At 66.3% G+C, this 15,888-nt stretch carries 13 protein-coding genes and 2 pseudogenes; 6 read left to right on the forward strand and 9 right to left on the reverse strand.

Translation table 11 applies throughout. The features are described 5' to 3' along the window. Positions 1 to 205 (reverse strand): annotated as a pseudogene (locus E3T25_RS17495) (ISL3 family transposase); the annotation flags it as partial. A 193-nt stretch (positions 206 to 398) separates the two neighbouring features. On the opposite strand from E3T25_RS17495, the pseudogene E3T25_RS10425 reads away from it, so the two are divergent. The 5 genes and pseudogenes from E3T25_RS10425 to E3T25_RS10445 all read left to right on the forward strand — a co-directional run bounded on the left by E3T25_RS10425 (position 399) and on the right by E3T25_RS10445 (position 4,580). Next, positions 399 to 1,013 (forward strand): annotated as a pseudogene (locus E3T25_RS10425) (recombinase family protein). Positions 1,014 to 2,128: 1,115 nt separating this feature from the next. Further along, positions 2,129 to 2,764 carry a hypothetical protein gene (locus E3T25_RS10430; protein ID WP_134374143.1) on the forward strand — a complete coding sequence of 212 codons (636 nt, stop codon included), beginning with the start codon at positions 2,129 to 2,131 and terminating at the stop codon, positions 2,762 to 2,764. Next, positions 2,761 to 3,288, forward strand: coding sequence for an RNA polymerase sigma factor (locus E3T25_RS10435; protein ID WP_134374145.1), 528 nt, complete (start codon positions 2,761 to 2,763; stop codon positions 3,286 to 3,288). The genes E3T25_RS10430 and E3T25_RS10435 overlap by 4 nt, the downstream gene beginning before the upstream one ends. Before the next feature lie 78 nt (positions 3,289 to 3,366). Continuing rightward, positions 3,367 to 3,945 (forward strand): hypothetical protein, encoded by a 579-nt coding sequence (locus tag E3T25_RS10440; protein WP_134374147.1) that lies wholly within the window; start codon positions 3,367 to 3,369, stop codon positions 3,943 to 3,945. A 269-nt stretch (positions 3,946 to 4,214) separates the two neighbouring features. Beyond that, the gene (locus tag E3T25_RS10445) at positions 4,215 to 4,580 is read left to right on the forward strand and encodes a hypothetical protein (protein ID WP_134374149.1); all 366 of its coding nucleotides are present in this window, start codon (positions 4,215 to 4,217) and stop codon (positions 4,578 to 4,580) included. 416 nt (positions 4,581 to 4,996) lie between these two features. On the opposite strand, the gene E3T25_RS10450 is transcribed toward E3T25_RS10445, so the two are convergent. The 5 genes from E3T25_RS10450 to E3T25_RS17015 form a co-directional block, all read right to left on the reverse strand. After that, the gene (locus E3T25_RS10450) at positions 4,997 to 7,570 is read right to left on the reverse strand and encodes a helix-hairpin-helix domain-containing protein (RefSeq protein ID WP_134374151.1); all 2,574 of its coding nucleotides are present in this window, start codon (positions 7,568 to 7,570) and stop codon (positions 4,997 to 4,999) included. A 162-nt stretch (positions 7,571 to 7,732) separates the two neighbouring features. Then, positions 7,733 to 9,814 carry a phenylacetic acid degradation bifunctional protein PaaZ gene (gene paaZ, locus E3T25_RS10455; protein ID WP_104103585.1) on the reverse strand — a complete coding sequence of 694 codons (2,082 nt, stop codon included), beginning with the start codon at positions 9,812 to 9,814 and terminating at the stop codon, positions 7,733 to 7,735. Next, positions 9,814 to 10,713, reverse strand: coding sequence for a 3-hydroxyacyl-CoA dehydrogenase family protein (locus E3T25_RS10460; RefSeq protein ID WP_134374152.1), 900 nt, complete (start codon positions 10,711 to 10,713; stop codon positions 9,814 to 9,816). The genes paaZ and E3T25_RS10460 overlap by 1 nt, the downstream gene beginning before the upstream one ends. Then, a complete protein-coding gene (locus tag E3T25_RS17010; RefSeq protein WP_104103479.1) occupies positions 10,710 to 11,456 on the reverse strand; it encodes an enoyl-CoA hydratase/isomerase family protein in 747 nt (248 codons plus the stop codon). The genes E3T25_RS10460 and E3T25_RS17010 overlap by 4 nt, the downstream gene beginning before the upstream one ends. After that, on the reverse strand, positions 11,457 to 12,641 hold the full coding sequence (locus tag E3T25_RS17015) for an acetyl-CoA C-acyltransferase (RefSeq protein WP_174843021.1): 1,185 nt from the start codon (positions 12,639 to 12,641) through the stop codon (positions 11,457 to 11,459). Between the two features lie 141 nt (positions 12,642 to 12,782). Here E3T25_RS17015 and E3T25_RS10470 point away from each other — a divergent pair, with 141 nt between their 5' ends. Next, entirely contained in the window at positions 12,783 to 14,033 is a 1,251-nt protein-coding gene (locus tag E3T25_RS10470; RefSeq protein ID WP_134374154.1) for a low temperature requirement protein A, read from the forward strand. Positions 14,034 to 14,068: 35 nt separating this feature from the next. On the opposite strand, the gene E3T25_RS10475 is transcribed toward E3T25_RS10470, so the two are convergent. From E3T25_RS10475 to E3T25_RS10485, 3 genes are read right to left on the reverse strand one after another with little or no spacing between them, the layout of a single operon-like run. Beyond that, positions 14,069 to 14,581 (reverse strand): hypothetical protein, encoded by a 513-nt coding sequence (locus E3T25_RS10475; protein ID WP_134374156.1) that lies wholly within the window; start codon positions 14,579 to 14,581, stop codon positions 14,069 to 14,071. Continuing rightward, positions 14,578 to 15,138, reverse strand: a complete 561-nt coding sequence (locus tag E3T25_RS10480) for a hypothetical protein (protein ID WP_104103468.1) — start codon at positions 15,136 to 15,138, stop codon at positions 14,578 to 14,580. Before E3T25_RS10480 ends, E3T25_RS10475 begins: the two co-directional genes overlap by 4 nt. 14 nt (positions 15,139 to 15,152) lie before the next feature. Continuing rightward, entirely contained in the window at positions 15,153 to 15,845 is a 693-nt protein-coding gene (locus E3T25_RS10485; protein ID WP_104103465.1) for a GntR family transcriptional regulator, read from the reverse strand. Between the last annotated feature and the right edge of the window lie 43 nt (positions 15,846 to 15,888).

Genomic DNA, 15,888 nt, shown 5'->3' on the forward strand with positions numbered 1-15,888 from the left:
CCGCGTCCAAGGCCCGCCACCGGCGCCGCCCCGCACCACTGTCGTAGCGTGGGCAACGTTTCAGGCAGACCCCGCACCGGTGCCGCGCCGACCCCGTCGGCCGCACCGAGGCCACCAAAACACCCGCCGCCGGGTCCAGATTCAGGTCCTCAACGACCGTCTTATCGACACCCAGCAAAGTCCGCCATAAAGTTAGAGACCGCACGCCGTATTCCTGCCCCTTGAGTTTCTGTTCCTAGACAGTCAGAAACCTAGACAGGAAGCGGCGTGCGGCCGTTAAGGCGCTCCGCAACACCCACGGATGAAGCAGGAGAGCCGGATAAGTGACGCATTTGATCCTTCGTAGGCCGAAGTTAGGTTTGTCACGCAATCGAACGTTTAAATGACAGGGGTCGAGCATGCTCGTCGGATACATGCGCGTGTCAAAAGCTGATGGTTCGCAGAGCACTGATCTACAACGAGACGCACTCCTGGCCGCCGGCGTCGCTGCAGGGGATCTCTACGAGGACCAGGCATCCGGGAAGAAGGACGACCGGCCGCACCTGGCGGCTTGCCTGAAGGCGCTGCGTCATGGTGACACGCTCCTGGTGTGGAAGCTGGACCGGCTCGGTCGAGACCTGCGTCATCTGGTCAATACGGTGCATGACCTCACCGAACGTGGCATCGGCCTCTAGGTGCTCACCGGAGAGGGCGCTGCGATCGACACCACGACGGCACCTGGGAAGCTCGTCTTCGGAATCTTTGCTGCTCTCTCCGAGTTCGAGCGGGCGCTCATCTCTGAGCGCACTGTCGCCGGGCTTGCCGCAGCTCGAGTACGGGGGAGGACGGGCGGGCGGCCGTTCAAGATGACGCCGGCCAAGGTCCGCCTGGCCATGGCCGCGATGGGTCAGAAGGAAACGAAGGTTGGCGACCTCTGCAAGGAGCTCGGGATCACCCGGCAGACCTTGTACCGCCATGTCTCACCTGCGGGGGAGCTGCGGTCGGACGGTGCGAAGCTCCTATCGAAGAAGTAGTGGCCCCACCTGGTGAGTGTCAGAAAGGGACCTTCATGGGGCACAGAATACGCCGCCAGGGCTTCGAGCCAGCGTTGAGCAGCTGGGTGGCATTTTGGAACCCTCTGCGGGTCAATGGCAGTCTCCACACGGCGCGCAGAAGCGCAGCGTTCCTACCTACGGCGGCATGCTTCTCTTGGTGGTGCATTGGAGTAAGACCAAAGAACCATGCTCATCATGAAGGCGACGAGACCAATCCCGCCCAAAATCAAGAAAGCGAATCTGACGTCTGGGCTGAGAGCATCATGTAAGTGGGGCACGTAGAACATCAGGAAACCGCACAAGGACGCGGCGGCAGAGATGAGCGGTGCCGCCGGCCCGAACCGTAAAAAGTGCCAACGGCCCCGATCTAGCTGGCTTCTGGTGCTTCTCATTCGGCCATTTATGTGTTGGGCGACAATCCACCACGTCAGCATCGTGGGGACAATGACCAACGAGACAAGGAGGATGAGGTAAGACAATGCTGCATCAACTGAATTGATTCGCAGGTGATCCATTGTCTGCCCCACCGTCCTCGCAATATGCGACCGCACCTCGCCAACCAAATAAGTATGCCTGTTCGCCGCAATCCCAAACGATCGTCTCCCAAGTGCCACCGGCGCCGACGCTGTTGAAGACATTCTGCCGTCACGCGTGGGCTCATCCGCAGTCCCGTAAGCCGGACGTTCCCCGGCACTCATTCTGCGAAAGGGGGGAGCGGCTGCTGATGGCGTCCAGGGTTCGCAGGGGGACCCTTGGAACAACCATTCCTGCGTTGCGGCCCCGTCGGCAACGCGCGACCCGGGCTCGTCCCGACTCTGCTCACTGTGCGCCACTTTCCTTGAGACAGGTATCGAAAGCTTCCGTCAACTGCGAAGACAGCGATACGTTTCGTCGAGAGAATTTAGCTCGGCGCATAGTTCAAGTGCGACTTGCAGGGCAATTTGTCACGTTTGGGCCCTCACCCGACATGAATAGGTATGAACGATTCGACAGATGACGTAGAGGCACGAATCCGAGCCCTGGGTGAGGTCCGTTCGTCTGCTGGCGCGCGCACCGCTACGGATGCTCTCACGAGGGCGCTCGAGGACCCGGGGGTGCGTGCCGGACTGGAACGGGAACGCGCGCACCGGTTTGCCGGGTTCTCCCGTCGTCGCCGTCTGGTCATCGGCAGTCTCATCGCGTTGGCAGGTGTTGGTGTGGCTGTCCCGGCGGTTGCTACCTCGATACTCACCCGTACCGGAGAATTCGGAGACCCATCGACCAGCACAGAGGTGGACGACACAGAGTGGATTTCGCTGGGAGCTGACGACGCACCGCAAGTCGTCGTCGACGCTTACCCCGATTACCTAACGCTTCCGGCAACCGTGCCGAAGGAGGCCGCGATCGCTGGCGTCGGAGCAATCTTCACTCGCCTTGATGTTGAGTCGGGTGGGCAGGGCCTCGCGCAGGAAGGCTTGATGACGCAAACGTACGAGAGTTTCGCCATTTGCGCATGGACAGATGACTGGCTCAAGGCGCACAAGGCCGACGATGCAGATCGGCAGAAGCGGGCGGCGGAATGGCTGGGTGATACGGACAACTTTCGGACTCTGGTGGCCAATGACGGCGGCGGTGTGACCGACAGGCTCATGGAGGTCGCGGCGGGAGCTCGAGACGGCGACGTCGACCTGATGGAGACCTCCTACACTGAGCAAGTCTGCGATCAGATTCTCGGTGGGGGGAAACGATGACCTATGACTCCGCACGAATTGTGCTGCCTGAGTCCCTCGCGGGCGACGTGGAAGCGTTCATTCGGTTGATTGCCGACGAGCTGCTCGCGTACTTCGCGCGACGGGTGACACCGGACGAGGACGCGGCGGACTGCCTGTCCGAAACGCTACTGGTCGTCTGGCAGAGACGCGACAAGCTGCCAGAAGAACACGGCGTCCGGCGAGCCTGGAGCTACGGGGTCGCCCATCGCGTTCTCGCAGCCCACCGGCGGCACCGTGTGCGACGCCTGGCGCTGACCGGACGCCTGCGGGACGAGTTGCGTGTGTGGCCGATCGCACCTGAATCCAGCGACGACGCAGCCATCACAGCACTCGCGTCTCTCTCTGCTCGCGATCAGGAGCTGGTCACCCTCGTCGTCTGGGAGGGGTTGAGCATCGCTGAGGCCGGCAGCATCATTGGCATCCGACCAGAAGCGGCTCGGGCCCGGTATTCACGAGCACGCCGTAGCCTTCGGACGCGCCTGAGCCGCGATATCCGCAGTTAGGAGCCTGTCCGTGAAGACCACGATCCTGGGGCAATGCGAGGCCTCAGCATCCAGATAGTGAACAGGTAGGATCCGACCGTGACGATTGCAGAACAGCAGGTAACCCAGCGAGAATCGAACGTCGCCATCGGCGGTTACTGTGTTGGCCTGACCGTCCTCATCGCGTCGTTCGGCGTCTCCTACCTCGACTTTCTGGAGACCAACAACACCAACGTTTTAGCTCTCATCTTCCTGTTGGCCGGCGCCGGCGTTGCGTTCATCTCATCATTCTTCGTCTGGACGACAGATATCGGGCAGACCACACGCTTCGTTTCGGGCGCGCTGACCGCCGGCGGCGGGGCGCTCGGACTCGCCACATGGCCTTTCGTCCTCACCGCTTTCGTGCTTCCGAGTGGTGAGAAACTGCGCTCGGCCTGCTGGTACCCACTTATCGACGCCGGCGCCCACGGTGGGGTGGGCAAGACCCTCGACATTTCCACGACGCTTATGCCGACGCAGATCCACTGCAGCATCGGAACGGGGCCGTCCGCCGTCGTCCTATCTGGGCTCGAATCCACGGCGCTGAGTGTAGTAGTCATCGCGCTGATGCTCCTTGTCATCGGCGGAATCTACTTGATGGTGAAGCGTGGGAAACGGAGCAACACAGGTACACGGTGAGTCACGCACCTCCGCCGACTTCGCGGATTCCGCTCTGGCTGGTCTGACCCCACCTGGTGCAGCCACCTTGAACTGCGTAGCCCTGTTTTCTGGCGCTCTGTGGAGGCGTTCTTTGATCGCTATTTGTCGTATTGAGTTGTGCGCCCACGACGCTCCGGAGCGTCAGTATTCCATGACCCAAGAGTGAAGTGCCCACTGTCGGGATATTCCCCGCAAGAGGAACGATCGTCGAAACTTGTCCCTGTTCAAGCCATGGTTGACTGATCTTCATGGGGAAGCAGTGGAGCGGGGGCACGTGGCTGGCTTTGGCTTTCGCGCTTTTAGGACTGTCGTTGGTATCGACGTACTTTGCATTTATTTCCGGGTTCATTTTTGACCCTGACGATCATCCCAGCTCGTACTACGCTGCCAGGATTCCCATGCATCTGGGGGTGATGGTTGTGTCTGTACTTGTTCCGGCGCTTTCTGCGGCGGCATCCGTGTTTTCCATTCTTGCAACGCCGCGCAAGACGCTAAGGATCGCGACCTCGGTGATAGCGCTGCTTCTGGCGCTACCAGCTGTCTGGTTGTGCTGGGTGCTTGGGATCGCGGCGATCCAACAGGCCATCGCCTTCGCCGACCACGTCCCTATCTAGGTGGATAAGCCGTGGAACTGGCAAGGTTCAGATGACTCAATGACGTGCGATCGTCAGGGCCGAGCCTAGCCACGGTCATTTGCATCGTCCTCAAGGTGGTCGGTTGAAGCTGGCAGGAGTAACTGGAGACGCCGATCACGCGAATGAGCTGGCCCGAAGCGTCGATGCCGTCCCAGACCTGGCGAACATCAAGCTGCCGCCCGATAGAGGGACCCTCATGGGCACAGAGCCAAGGTCCGTGGTGGCGTAAATGAGCGGTGCATGCAAGTGCGGAATTTGTGCTGCCGAGTATGGAAATCGACACGAAACGGCCAGGGAGCTTCTGCTGAAGGGACCGTCCCGTTTGCTCCGCCCGGGAGAATTCGCAGTCAGGCGCGTCTAAAGGAACGCCCGTCCCGTGAATAGCGTCGGGAACTTCACGCTCTCCGTCTCCACATCTGGATGACGTTGTCCGCAGCCTCCGCCTCGACCACAACCCGCTCCCGTTCTTGCTCCGCGGCCTGGCGTGCCCGAACTTTCCCTGCCACGTCGAGCAGGTCCCACATTTGCTCGCCCGTCACAGAGACCCCGCGGGCGCCGGTGCGCCGGGTCCGGCCGCGGATCAGCGCGTAGTGGGTGCGGAACACGGGTGCCCCGATCGCAGCCTGGGCGTCGTGGAAGAACACCACGTTGGATACCGGCCCACTGCCGTCGTCGAGGGAGAGGAAGACGACGCGTTTGCCGCTGCGCATCGGGGGAGTGTGGGTGGCGCGGCGGACCCCGGCGACCAGGACTTCAGTGCCGCCCGGCAGGTTGACGAGGTTCGAGGCAGGTGTGACCCCGAGTTCTTTGAAGAGTGGGTAGAAGCGGGTCATTTGGTGGTGGCTGACGGCGAGGCCGAGGTCGCGGAGTTCCACGTCCGTTTGGGTGCGGCCGCGGAGGTCGAGGGCGGTGACTGCCCGATTGAAGTCGGGCAGTGGCAGTTCAATATCGAAGGCGAGCTGGTCGGGGCCGACGGGGAGGGCGCGCCGGCCGAGGCCTTGGATGTGGGCGAGGAGGTCGCCGCGGCGGGCCCGGTCGTAGCCGATGAACGAGTCCAGGGCGCCGACCCGGGCCAGGGCTTCGAACGTGCGCCGGCGCGGCCGCACCCGGTCCCGGAAGTCCTGCAACGACGAGAACGGTTGATGCTCGGCGATCCGCTGCCGCTCCAGGGCGCTGGAACCGGCGAGTTCGGGCAGGGCGAGGCGGATGGCGAGCTGCCCGTCGCCCAGCTCCTCGACCCGGTAGTCCAACGCTGATTTTTGGACGTCAAGACCGAGGACGGGGACGCCGAGGTTGCGGGCTTCGGCGACGATCAGGTCCTTGGGCCACATGCCCGGGTCGTGGGTGAGGAGCCCGGCGAAGAACGTCGCCGGGTGATGCGTTTTCAGCCAGGCGCTCTCATAGGTGGTGCGGGCGAACGCGGCCCCGTGTGCTTTGGCGAACCCGAAACTGCCGAACCCAGACAGCACCTTCCACGCCCGGTCCACGACAGGCGCCGGGAACCCGCGGCCGGCCGCCTGCTTCCGCACGTACGCTTCAATCTCCGCGAGGTCACCGGATTTCCCGAGGTGCCGGCGGAACACATCGGCCTTACCCATTCCGCAGCCGGTCAGCTCGTCGAAGAGCCGCATGACCTGTTCGTGAAAAACGACGACACCGTTGGTTTCGGCGAGGAAAGGCTTGAACCGCGGGTGCATGTGGTCGGGTGTGACTTCCCCGTGCCGCGCCTTCAAATATTGCAGGGGCATGTTCGCTTGCATTGGGCCCGGGCGGAACAGGCTGATCTCCACGGTCAGGTCGTTGAAGACTTCCGGCTGGAGTTTCCCGATCAGCTCCATTTGCCCGGGGGATTCGAGCTGGAAGACGCCCAGGGTGCGGGTGGTGCGGAGCATTTCGTAGGTGGGTTCGTCGTCGAGGGGAACCCGGTCCAGGTCGATGGTCTCGCCGGTGAGTCGCCGGTGCTCCTCGATCGCGTACGCCATCGCACTCTGCATCCGGACGCCGAGGATGTCGAGCTTGATCAGGCCCATCGGGTCCATGTCGTGCTTGTCGTACTGCGACATCGGCAGACCCATCCCCGAGCGTTGCACCGGGGTCCGGTCGAGGAGGGACGTGTCGGAGAGGATGACGCCGCACGGGTGGACGCTGATGTGGCGGGGGAGCCGGTCGAGCTTAGCGGTCAGGTCCACCAGCTGGTCCAGCTGCTGCGACTCGCCTACCTGCGCGGCGAGTTCCGCAAGCTCGGGTTTCTCCTCGAGGGCCCGGCGGAAGTCGCGGGCGTTGAACCGCCACATCTGCTTGGCGATCGCCGCGACCTGGTCCTCGGGCATGCCGAGGGCGAGCCCGGCGTCCCGGACTGCGCCCCGCCCCCGGTACGCGTTGGTCATCGACATCAACGACACCCGGTCGGCACCGAAGACCTGGAACACTTCCCGGTAGATGTCGTGGCGGCGCGCGGATTCGACGTCAATATCAATGTCGGGGAGGGTCTGGCGCTCGGGGGAGAGGAACCGCTCCCAGATCAGGCCGTTCTCGATCGGTTCGACCGAGGAGGTGCGGAGCGCGTAGTTGAGGACGGAGCCGACACCGGACCCCCGGGCTTGCACCCGGACGCCCATGCCCCGGATCAGGTCCGCGACCCGGGCGACGGTCAAGAAATACGCGGCGAACCCGAGGTGCTCGACCGTCTCCATCTCATGGGCGAGCTCCTCGTGTGCGGCACGGACGAGGGTGGTGCCGGCGTACCGGTCGTCGATACCGTGCCGGGCCCGTCGCCACAACTCAGCGACCGGGTCGCCGACCACGCCGATGCTCGAGGCTTCCGGCATCCTCGGGGTGCCGAGCCCGATGTCCGCGGCCGGGTCGAGCGCGCACCGGTCCGCCAACTCCTGCGTGGTCTGCAGTAGTTGGTCGAGGGCGTCGGGGTTCCGGGCGCCGGCGTCGACGACCATGCGGGCGACCTGGCGCATGTGCTGTGCGTCTTTCAGCCAGGCTTGCCCGTTCGCCGGCGGTTCCTCGAGTTGGGCGAGTNGACACCCACAGATGAAGCAGGAGAGCCAAAATCTCCGTCGAATTCGTTCGACACCCGACCTGGCGCTCCGCCTGTGGCGCTCTCAGCTGGTGCCCGGGGGTTACTCCTTGGCGACCAGGGTGAGAACGTCGTAGGTGGCGACGACCTCATCGTTCTGGTTGTGCAGCACGGCGTCCCAGCAGACCTCGCCGTACTCTTCGGTCTCGCGCGGGGTGATCCGCTTGGCCGTCAGGGTGACCCGGATGCTGTCGCCGGGCGACACCGGGGTGACGAACCGCAGCTTCTCCAGCCCGGAGTTCGCGAGCACCGGCCCGGGGGCCGCATCCACGAACAACCCGGCCGCCCAGGACACCAGCAAGTAGCCGTGCGCGACGATCCCGGGGAAGAACGGGTTCGCCGCCGCCGCCTCGGGGTCCGTGTGCGCGTAGAACTTGTCGCCGGTGGCCTCGGCGAATGCCGTGATGTCGGCCAGAGTGACCACGCGCGGTCCGCCCTGGGTCTGGTCGCCCACCCGCAACTCGGCCAGGGACTTTCGGAACGGGTGGATGCCCGTTCGCACCGCGGCACCGGCGTGCCACTCCCCCGTGATGGCGGTCAGCATGTCGGGCGAGCCCTGGATAGCCGTGCGCTGCATGTGGTGCAGCACCGAACGGATGCCGCCGAGCTCCTCACTGCCGCCGGCCCGCCCGGGTCCGCCGTGCACGAGGTGCGGAACGGGCGATCCGTGGCCCGTGCTGCTGCGCGCATCGACCCGGTCAAGCATCAGCACCCGGCCGTGGTGCGCTGCGATCCCGAGCACGAGCGTACGTGCGATATCGGGGTGGTGAGTGGCCACGGTCGTCACCAGTGAGCCGCCGCCGCGCGCGGCCAGCGCGATGGCGTGGTCCAGGTCGGTGTACTCGATGATGGAGGCCACCGGGCCGAAGGCTTCGATCTCGTGCACGGCCGGGCTCTCCGGGTCGTGGAAGGCCAGCAGGATGGGGGCGACGAAGGCGCCGCCCGGGTCGGTTCCGGTCGGGGCGTCCGCCGAGCCCATCACGATGCGTCCGCCGCCGTCGATCAGGCGGGCGACGCTGGCGAGCACCTCGTCGCGCTGCCCTGTGCTGGCGAGGGGCCCCATGGTGACCCCCTCGGCGCGCGGGTCACCGAGGGTGACGCGGCGGGCCATCCGTTCGGAGACGGCCGCGACGACCTGGTCGCGGCGGCCCGCCGGCACGATCAGCCGGCGGATGCTGGTGCACTTCTGACCGGCCTTGCTGGTCATCTCGGTCACTACGGAGGCGACGTAGGCGTCGAACTCGGCCGTGCCGGCTGCGGCGTCCGGGCCCAGGATCGCGGCGTTGAGCGAATCGGTCTCGCTCGTGAAGCGCACGCCGCCCTCGACCACGTTCGGGTGGGACTTGAGGGTGCGGGCGGTGCCGGCCGACCCGGTGAACGCCACCAGATCGCGGTAGTCGAGGTGGTCGATCAGGTCCCTGGCGCTGCCGGAGATCAGCTGCAGGGCGCCCAGGGGCAGGATGCCGGACGCCAGGATGTGACGCACGACCGCCTCGGTCAGGTACCCGGTGGGCGTCGCGGGCTTGACGATCGTCGGCACGCCGGCGATGAACGCCGGGGCCAGCTTCTCAAGCATGCCCCAGACCGGGAAGTTGAAGGCGTTGATCTGGCAGGCGACTCCGGGGATGCGGGTGTAGATGTGCTGACCGCTGAAGGAGCCGTCGCGGGAGAGCGCCTCGACGTCGCCGTCGATGTAAACCTGACTGTTGGGCATCTCGCGCCGGCCCTTTGAGGACAGCGTGAACAGCACTCCGATGCCGCCGTCGATGTCGACCATCGAGTCGTAGCGGGTGGCGCCGGTGCGGGCGGAGAGCGCGTAGAGCTCCTCCTTGACCCCGCCCAGGTACTGTCCCAGCTTCTTGAGCAGGATGGCACGCTGGTGGAAGGTCAGTTCCCCGAGCGAGGCCTGGCCGACCGTGCGGGCGTGTTCGACCACGGCGGCCAGGTCGAGCCCGTCGCTGCTGACCCGGGCGACCTCGGCCCCGGTGCTCGCGTCGAGGACACGCTGGGCAACCACATCGGTGTCCGGGGTCCACCAGGAGTCGAGAACGTAGCTGGGAACGACCGTGTCAGAGCTCGTGTCGGGGCCGGTGTCAGTGCTGGTGCCGTTGCTGAGAAGTGTCATCATGCGTCCTTCCAATCGAAGAAGCCGCGGCCGCTTTTGCGTCCGAGGTCACCGCGTGCGACAAGGTCGCGTAGCAGTTGCGGCGGGGCGAACCGGTCGCCGAGGGTTTCGTGCAGGTGTTCGGCGATGCCGAGGCGAACGTCGAGGCCGACGATGTCGGTCGTGCGGAGAGGCCCGACCGGATGCTTGTAGCCAAGAACCATGGCCGTGTCGATGGCCTCGGGGCTGGCCACGCCCTCCTCGACCATGCGGATCGCCTCGAGCGCAATCGCGACGCCGAGGCGGGAGCTGGCGAAGCCGGGCGAGTCCCGCACCAGGATCGGCGTCTTCCCGAGCGAGGACACCCAGTCCTGGGCGAGCCGGGCGAGCTCCGGGTCGGTGCGCTCCCCCGTGACGACCTCGATCAGGGTCGAGACTGGCACCGGGTTGAAGAAGTGCAGTCCAATGAACCGGTCCGGGCGGTCCAGCGTCTCGGCCAGATCGGTGATCGACAGCGAGGAGGTGTTGGACGCCAGCCAGGCGGTGGGGGCGAGGTGCGCCTCCACCAGGCGGAGCGCCTGCGTCTTCAGCGCCACGATCTCGGGAACGGCCTCGACGACGAGGCCGGAGCCGGCGAACGCGGCGGCATCCGTTGTCACGGTCAGCCGGTCGTCGAGCTCGGCGCGGCTCGCGGTCACGCTACCGCGGCTGAGGGATTTGTCGATGGCGGTCAGGACCCGGTCGCGGGCGGCGGCAGCCGCGTCGTCTCCCTGCTCCACGACGGTGACACGGGCCCCGGCCATCAGGAACGCGTGCGCAATGCCGGCGCCCATGCGGCCTCCGCCGAGCACGCCGACCTGGTGCGGCACTGGCACGGACTGAGCGGCTTGGGCCTTTGCGGACACGGTGCTGAGCGTCATCGCTTCTTCCTCTCCAGGAATGCGGTCATTCGGGTGAATTTCTGGTCGGACTCGAACAGGCGCGCCTGGGCCTCGTTGTCGGCCACGGGATGCTCCGCGGCGGGAACATGGAAGACCTCCTTGGCCAGCTGGGTGGCCAACGGGTCCTGCTTGGCGATCCGGTCGGCCAGCGCGTGCGCTGCCTCGAGCAGGACGTCCGACTCGTGCACCTCGGTGACCAGGTGCACCGCCAGCGCCTCGGAAGCGTTCAGGATGCGCCCGGCCAGGATGATCTCCTTGGCCACGGGTTCGCCGACCAGCGCGGCCAGCCGCCACAGCGCTCCGGCCGCCGGGATGATGCCGAGGGCCGTCTCCGGATTGCCGAGCCGGGCGGTCGTGGAGGCGATCCGGAAGTCGGCGGCGTAGGCCAGCTCGGCCCCGCCGCCGAGCGCCCAGCCGTCGATGGCGGCGATCACGGGCATCGGCAGGCGGGCGATCCGGCCGAACAAGGTCGAGTTGATACCGTTCAGGGCGTCTTCGGCCCGGCGTTCCCGCAACTGCGCGATATCGGCCCCGGAGGCGAAGACGCCGTTCGTGCCAGACAGGATCAGGATGCGGGGTTCCTGCTCGAGGTCGGCGCAGACCAGGTGCAACTCGTCGATCATGGTCTGGTCGATGGCGTTGCGCACGGCCGGTCGGTCGAGCTGCACATGCACCCGGTCGGGCCGCTCGTCGACCAGCAGCGTCGTGAACTCGCGCGACATCTAGACGCGCTCCACCAGCAGGGAGGAACCTTGCCCGACGCCCACGCACATGGTGGCCACGCCGCGTTGGGCACCCTCGCGCTCCATGCGCCCCAACAGGGTGATCAGGATACGGGACCCGGACGACCCGAGCGGGTGCCCGAGGGCGATGGCGCCGCCGTGCCGGTTGACGATTTCCGGGTCGAGGCCGAGCCGGCGGATGCAGGCCAGAGACTGGGTCGCGAACGCCTCATTGAGTTCGACGGCGTCGACGTCACCGATGGTCAGTCCCAGGCGGTGCAGCAGCTTCTGGGTGGCGGGGACCGGGCCGAGGCCCATGGTCTCCGGGGCGACGCCGGCGCTGGCTCCGCCTACCACCCGGGCGCGGGGCGTCAGCCCCAGACGCTCGATGGCCGCCTCGCTCGCCACAACGATGGCGGAGGCCCCGTCGTTCAGGGAGCTGGCGTTGCCGGCCGTGACGATGCCGCCCGTCCGCACGACCGAGCGCAGCCCGGCGAGGCGTTCGAGCGTGGTGTCGGCTCGGGGGCCCTCGTCGATCTCGATCAGTCCGGCGCGGGTGGGAACACCCACGATCTCGGGCGTGAAGATGCCGTCACGTTGCGCCTCGAGTGCCAGCCGGTGCGAGCGGAGGGCGAACGTGTCGGCATCCGCCCGGCTGATGCCGTCGAGGGCGGCGACCTCCTCCGCCGTCTCCGACATGGAGAAGGTGGCCTTGTCGCGCGCTTGCAGGCGCGGGTTCGTGAAGCGCCAGCCGATCGAGGTGTCGACGATCTCGCCCGGCTTGGCGAACGCCTTCTCCGGCTTGGCGAGAACCCAGGGTGCGCGGGTCATCGATTCGACGCCGCCGGCGATCACGAGGTCTGCTTCGCCGGCCTTGATCATGTTGGCGGCCAGGTGCACGGCGGACAGGCCGGATGCGCAGAGCCGGTTGACCGTGATCCCCGGCACGCTGTCGGGGAGACCGGCCAGGAGCACGGCCATGCGGGCGACGTTGCGGTTGTCCTCGCCGGCCTGGTTGGCGGCGCCGAGGACGACCTCGTCAAGGTGGGTGGGATCCAGCCCGGACCGGGACACGACCGAGGCAAGCACGATGGCGGCCAGGTCGTCGGGGCGGATGCCGGCCAGCACCCCGCCGTATCGGCCGATAGGAGTTCGAACACCATCAACTAGGAATGCTTCGGGCATGGCTTCATCACCTTTGATCGCCGTGTTTACTAACTGACCGTTCGTTTTGTAAAAGAATGTCATAGAAAGTCCCATCAGGGCAACACGGGAGGCCGCCATACCGCCTCCCCCACATCTGCCGAACTGAGGCAGACTGGGTGCGTGAACGCAACGCCCAGCACCGTCCCCTCCGCTCCCGGCACCGGTCGCCGCCCCGCCGGCCGTTTTGGCCTCCGACTCAATCTGATGCGCCCGGATCGGCCCGACCTGGCGGATCGGGTCACCTACATCGAGCTGTTCTTCGACCTGATCTTTGTGTTCGCGTTGACCCAGCTGTCGCGCCACCTCTACGAGAACCAGTCCTGGCAGGGAGCCGCCGAGTCCGTCATCCTGGTGCTCGCCCTGTGGTGGATCTGGGTGCACACCACCTGGGTGACCAACCTGCTCGATCCGGCCCGCCTGCCTGTGCGCGGGGTCGTGATCGGCCTCTCCCTGGTCGGGCTGGTGGTGAGCGTCTCGATCTACGAATCATTCGGCGACCGGGGATTCCTCTTCGCCGCGGCCTACGTCACCCTGCAGCTGGGCCGAACGGCCTTCATGGCGCTCGCCCTCGCGCTCCACGATCGCGCCCTCTTCCGCGCCTTCGTGCGGATCTTCCTCTGGCTCGCCGTGGCCGGGCTCTTCTGGATTCTCGGCGGCCTGCTCCCGGCCGACTACCGGTTGCTGCTCTGGGCCACCGCACTCGGGATCGAGTTCGTTTCCGCGAAGCTCGGTTTCCCGGTGCCGGGCCTCGGCCGGGCCACTCCCGGCGACGGCGAGCTCTCCGGTCCGCACATCGCGGAGCGCAGCGCCCTGTTCGTCATCATCGCACTCGGCGAATCATTTCTGGTGACGGGCTTCGCCTTCGTCGATCAGGACGTGTCGGTGCCGGGTGTGCTCGGCCTGCTACTGGCCTTCGTGAGTGGAGCGGCCATGTGGTGGCTGTACTTCGACCACAGCGAGTACGCGGGCAGCAAAGCCCTCGCCGATGCCGCCGACCCCGGCCGGCTCGCCCGGCTCGCGTATACCTATGTACATGCGATGCTCATCGCCGGCATTGTTCTGAGCTCGGTCGGCGTCAAGGAGATCCTGGCGCATCCGGATGACCCGGTCATTTTTTCGACGGCCGTCGCCATCACCGGCGGGCCTCTGCTGTACCTGCTGGGGCTGGCGTTGTTCCGATTCGTCGTGGCCCGGGAGGTGCTGATCTCCCATGTCACGGGAATCGCACTACTGCTGCTGGCGCTGCCCCTCGCCTTCGCCCTCTCGCCGCTCGCGTTAGGAGCGCTGGGAGCGCTCATGCTGACGACCGTCGCCTGCTGGGGGACCATCGTGCGCGTGCGGAACGGCACCGCCGAGAAGGAGGCCGGCTAGCCGAAACTGGGAGGCTTCGAGTGATCGAACCCCGGTCAGAAGAAGCCGTCGGGGGTGCCTGCAGCCTTCTCGACCGCCTCGGTGCCGATACGCGCGGCGCCGAGCTGGGCCATCGCGACGCGCAGGCCGGATTCCATCTGGGCGGCCCAGACCTCGGTCTCGCGGCTGGCGGCGTCGGCGGCATCCGCTCGGGCGATAGCCTTTTCCTTCTCGGCGCGTTCGCTGCGCACCTGCTGGATGCTCAGGGTGATGCCGTAATAGGCGGCCACCATCGAGGCAATGGGCGTGGCGAATACGGCGAGGGCGTTGATGCTCTCGCTCGACACCCCCACCAAAAGCATCACGATGAAGGCCACGGCAAGGGCTATGATTCCGACCAGGACGACCAGCGCGGTGCGCTGGCCGGACGTGGTCGTGAGGTGCGCTACGCGCCTGGGCGCGGGCTGGGCCTCGGTCGTCTGGGGCTCTTCAATGGGCTTGAGCGTCTCGGTCTGATCGGACAGGGGCATCGACCGGGTGGGCGTGCTGGTCGAGGAGAAATCAGTCATGGTGAGGGCTCCGTCGTCAAAGTGCATCGGGGGGAAGCGGTGGGGTCATTGTCTGCTGCCGATTCGGCGCGGTCAAGGCGGGCATCCGGGTCTTCGTTGAGAAAGACCCGTTTGTAGCTTCGCCCGTCGGGGAGTTCGACGGTTCGGCCGGCGAGCTTGCCGCGGCTCAGCTTCAGGTAGATCGCCTGGGCGGTGACCCCCAGCTGCGCAGCAGCCTCGGACACGGACAGCCCAGGCAGATCGGTGGGCACGGCGCTGGGACGTGCGGACCGCTTGCGTCCGGCCGCCTGCCGGGCGGCGATCTCCGAATCGGTGCCGCTCCAGCGCCACTTCGCGGCGGCCGGTTTCAAACCGGCGGCGTCGGCGATCTCGTCCCAGTCCGCTCCCCCGCTGAGGGCGTCGCGCACACCTACCAGGGTGGCTGGGTCGGCGTCGAGCTCGAAGAGCAGGGAACGGATGGCCCGCAACCGCTCGAGCGGCGCCGAGCCCGGGGCCGTGTCGAGGGTCACCAGGCGCGACAGGGCAACCCGGGTGGATGGTGCGAGAAAGTAGCCCATGGCGTCTGGGGGACTCAGACCCGGTGCAGGGATGATGGGAGGTGTGCCTCCGGGCCGGCTTCGCCGCCGATTGCCGCGGCGAGGCGTTCGCGGGCACGGGCGAGGTGTTCGTCGAGCAACTCGGCAGCCGCGGCGCCATCGCCCTCCCCGATCAGCTCGAGCAGGCGCTGGTGTTCGGCCTGGATCAACGCGGTGTCGAGCAGGTTCAGCGACTGCACCCGCACCATGCAGAGGCGTACCTCGCTAACCAGGGAACGGTACATCCTGCTGATCCGCTCGTTGCCGACGGCGTCGATCAGACTGGTGTGGAAACGCATATCGGGTTCCACGACGTCGAGGGCGGAGCCGCCAGCCACGGCCGCGATGTCGAGGTTGGCCTGCACGGCCTCCTCGGGGACGGTGCAGGTGAGGGCCAGGCGGCGCAGCACCTCGCTTTCGAGGTAGGCGCGGGCCTGGTAGATGTCGCGCACGGAGTCCGGTCCGAGCTCGGCGACGCGGGCGCTCTTGTGCGCCCCGCGCACCAGCAGTCCCTCAGCGACGAGTTTCTCGATCGCCGCCTTCGCCGTGGGGCGGGCGACGTCGTAGCTCGCGGCCATATCGGTCTCGGTCAGGGCCGTGGCGGAGGTCAATTCCCCTTCAAGGATTCGGGTTCGCAGGTCGTTCGCGATGGCATCCACGATCGACGTTGCCGTTACGCGCGCTGTCACGGGACCTGCCTTTCCTAAATTGTGTTCTCATCTTGACAGACAA

Source organism: Cryobacterium sandaracinum (assembly GCF_004403415.1).
In the GTDB taxonomy this organism is placed as follows: Bacteria; Actinomycetota; Actinomycetes; order Actinomycetales; family Microbacteriaceae; genus Cryobacterium; species Cryobacterium sandaracinum.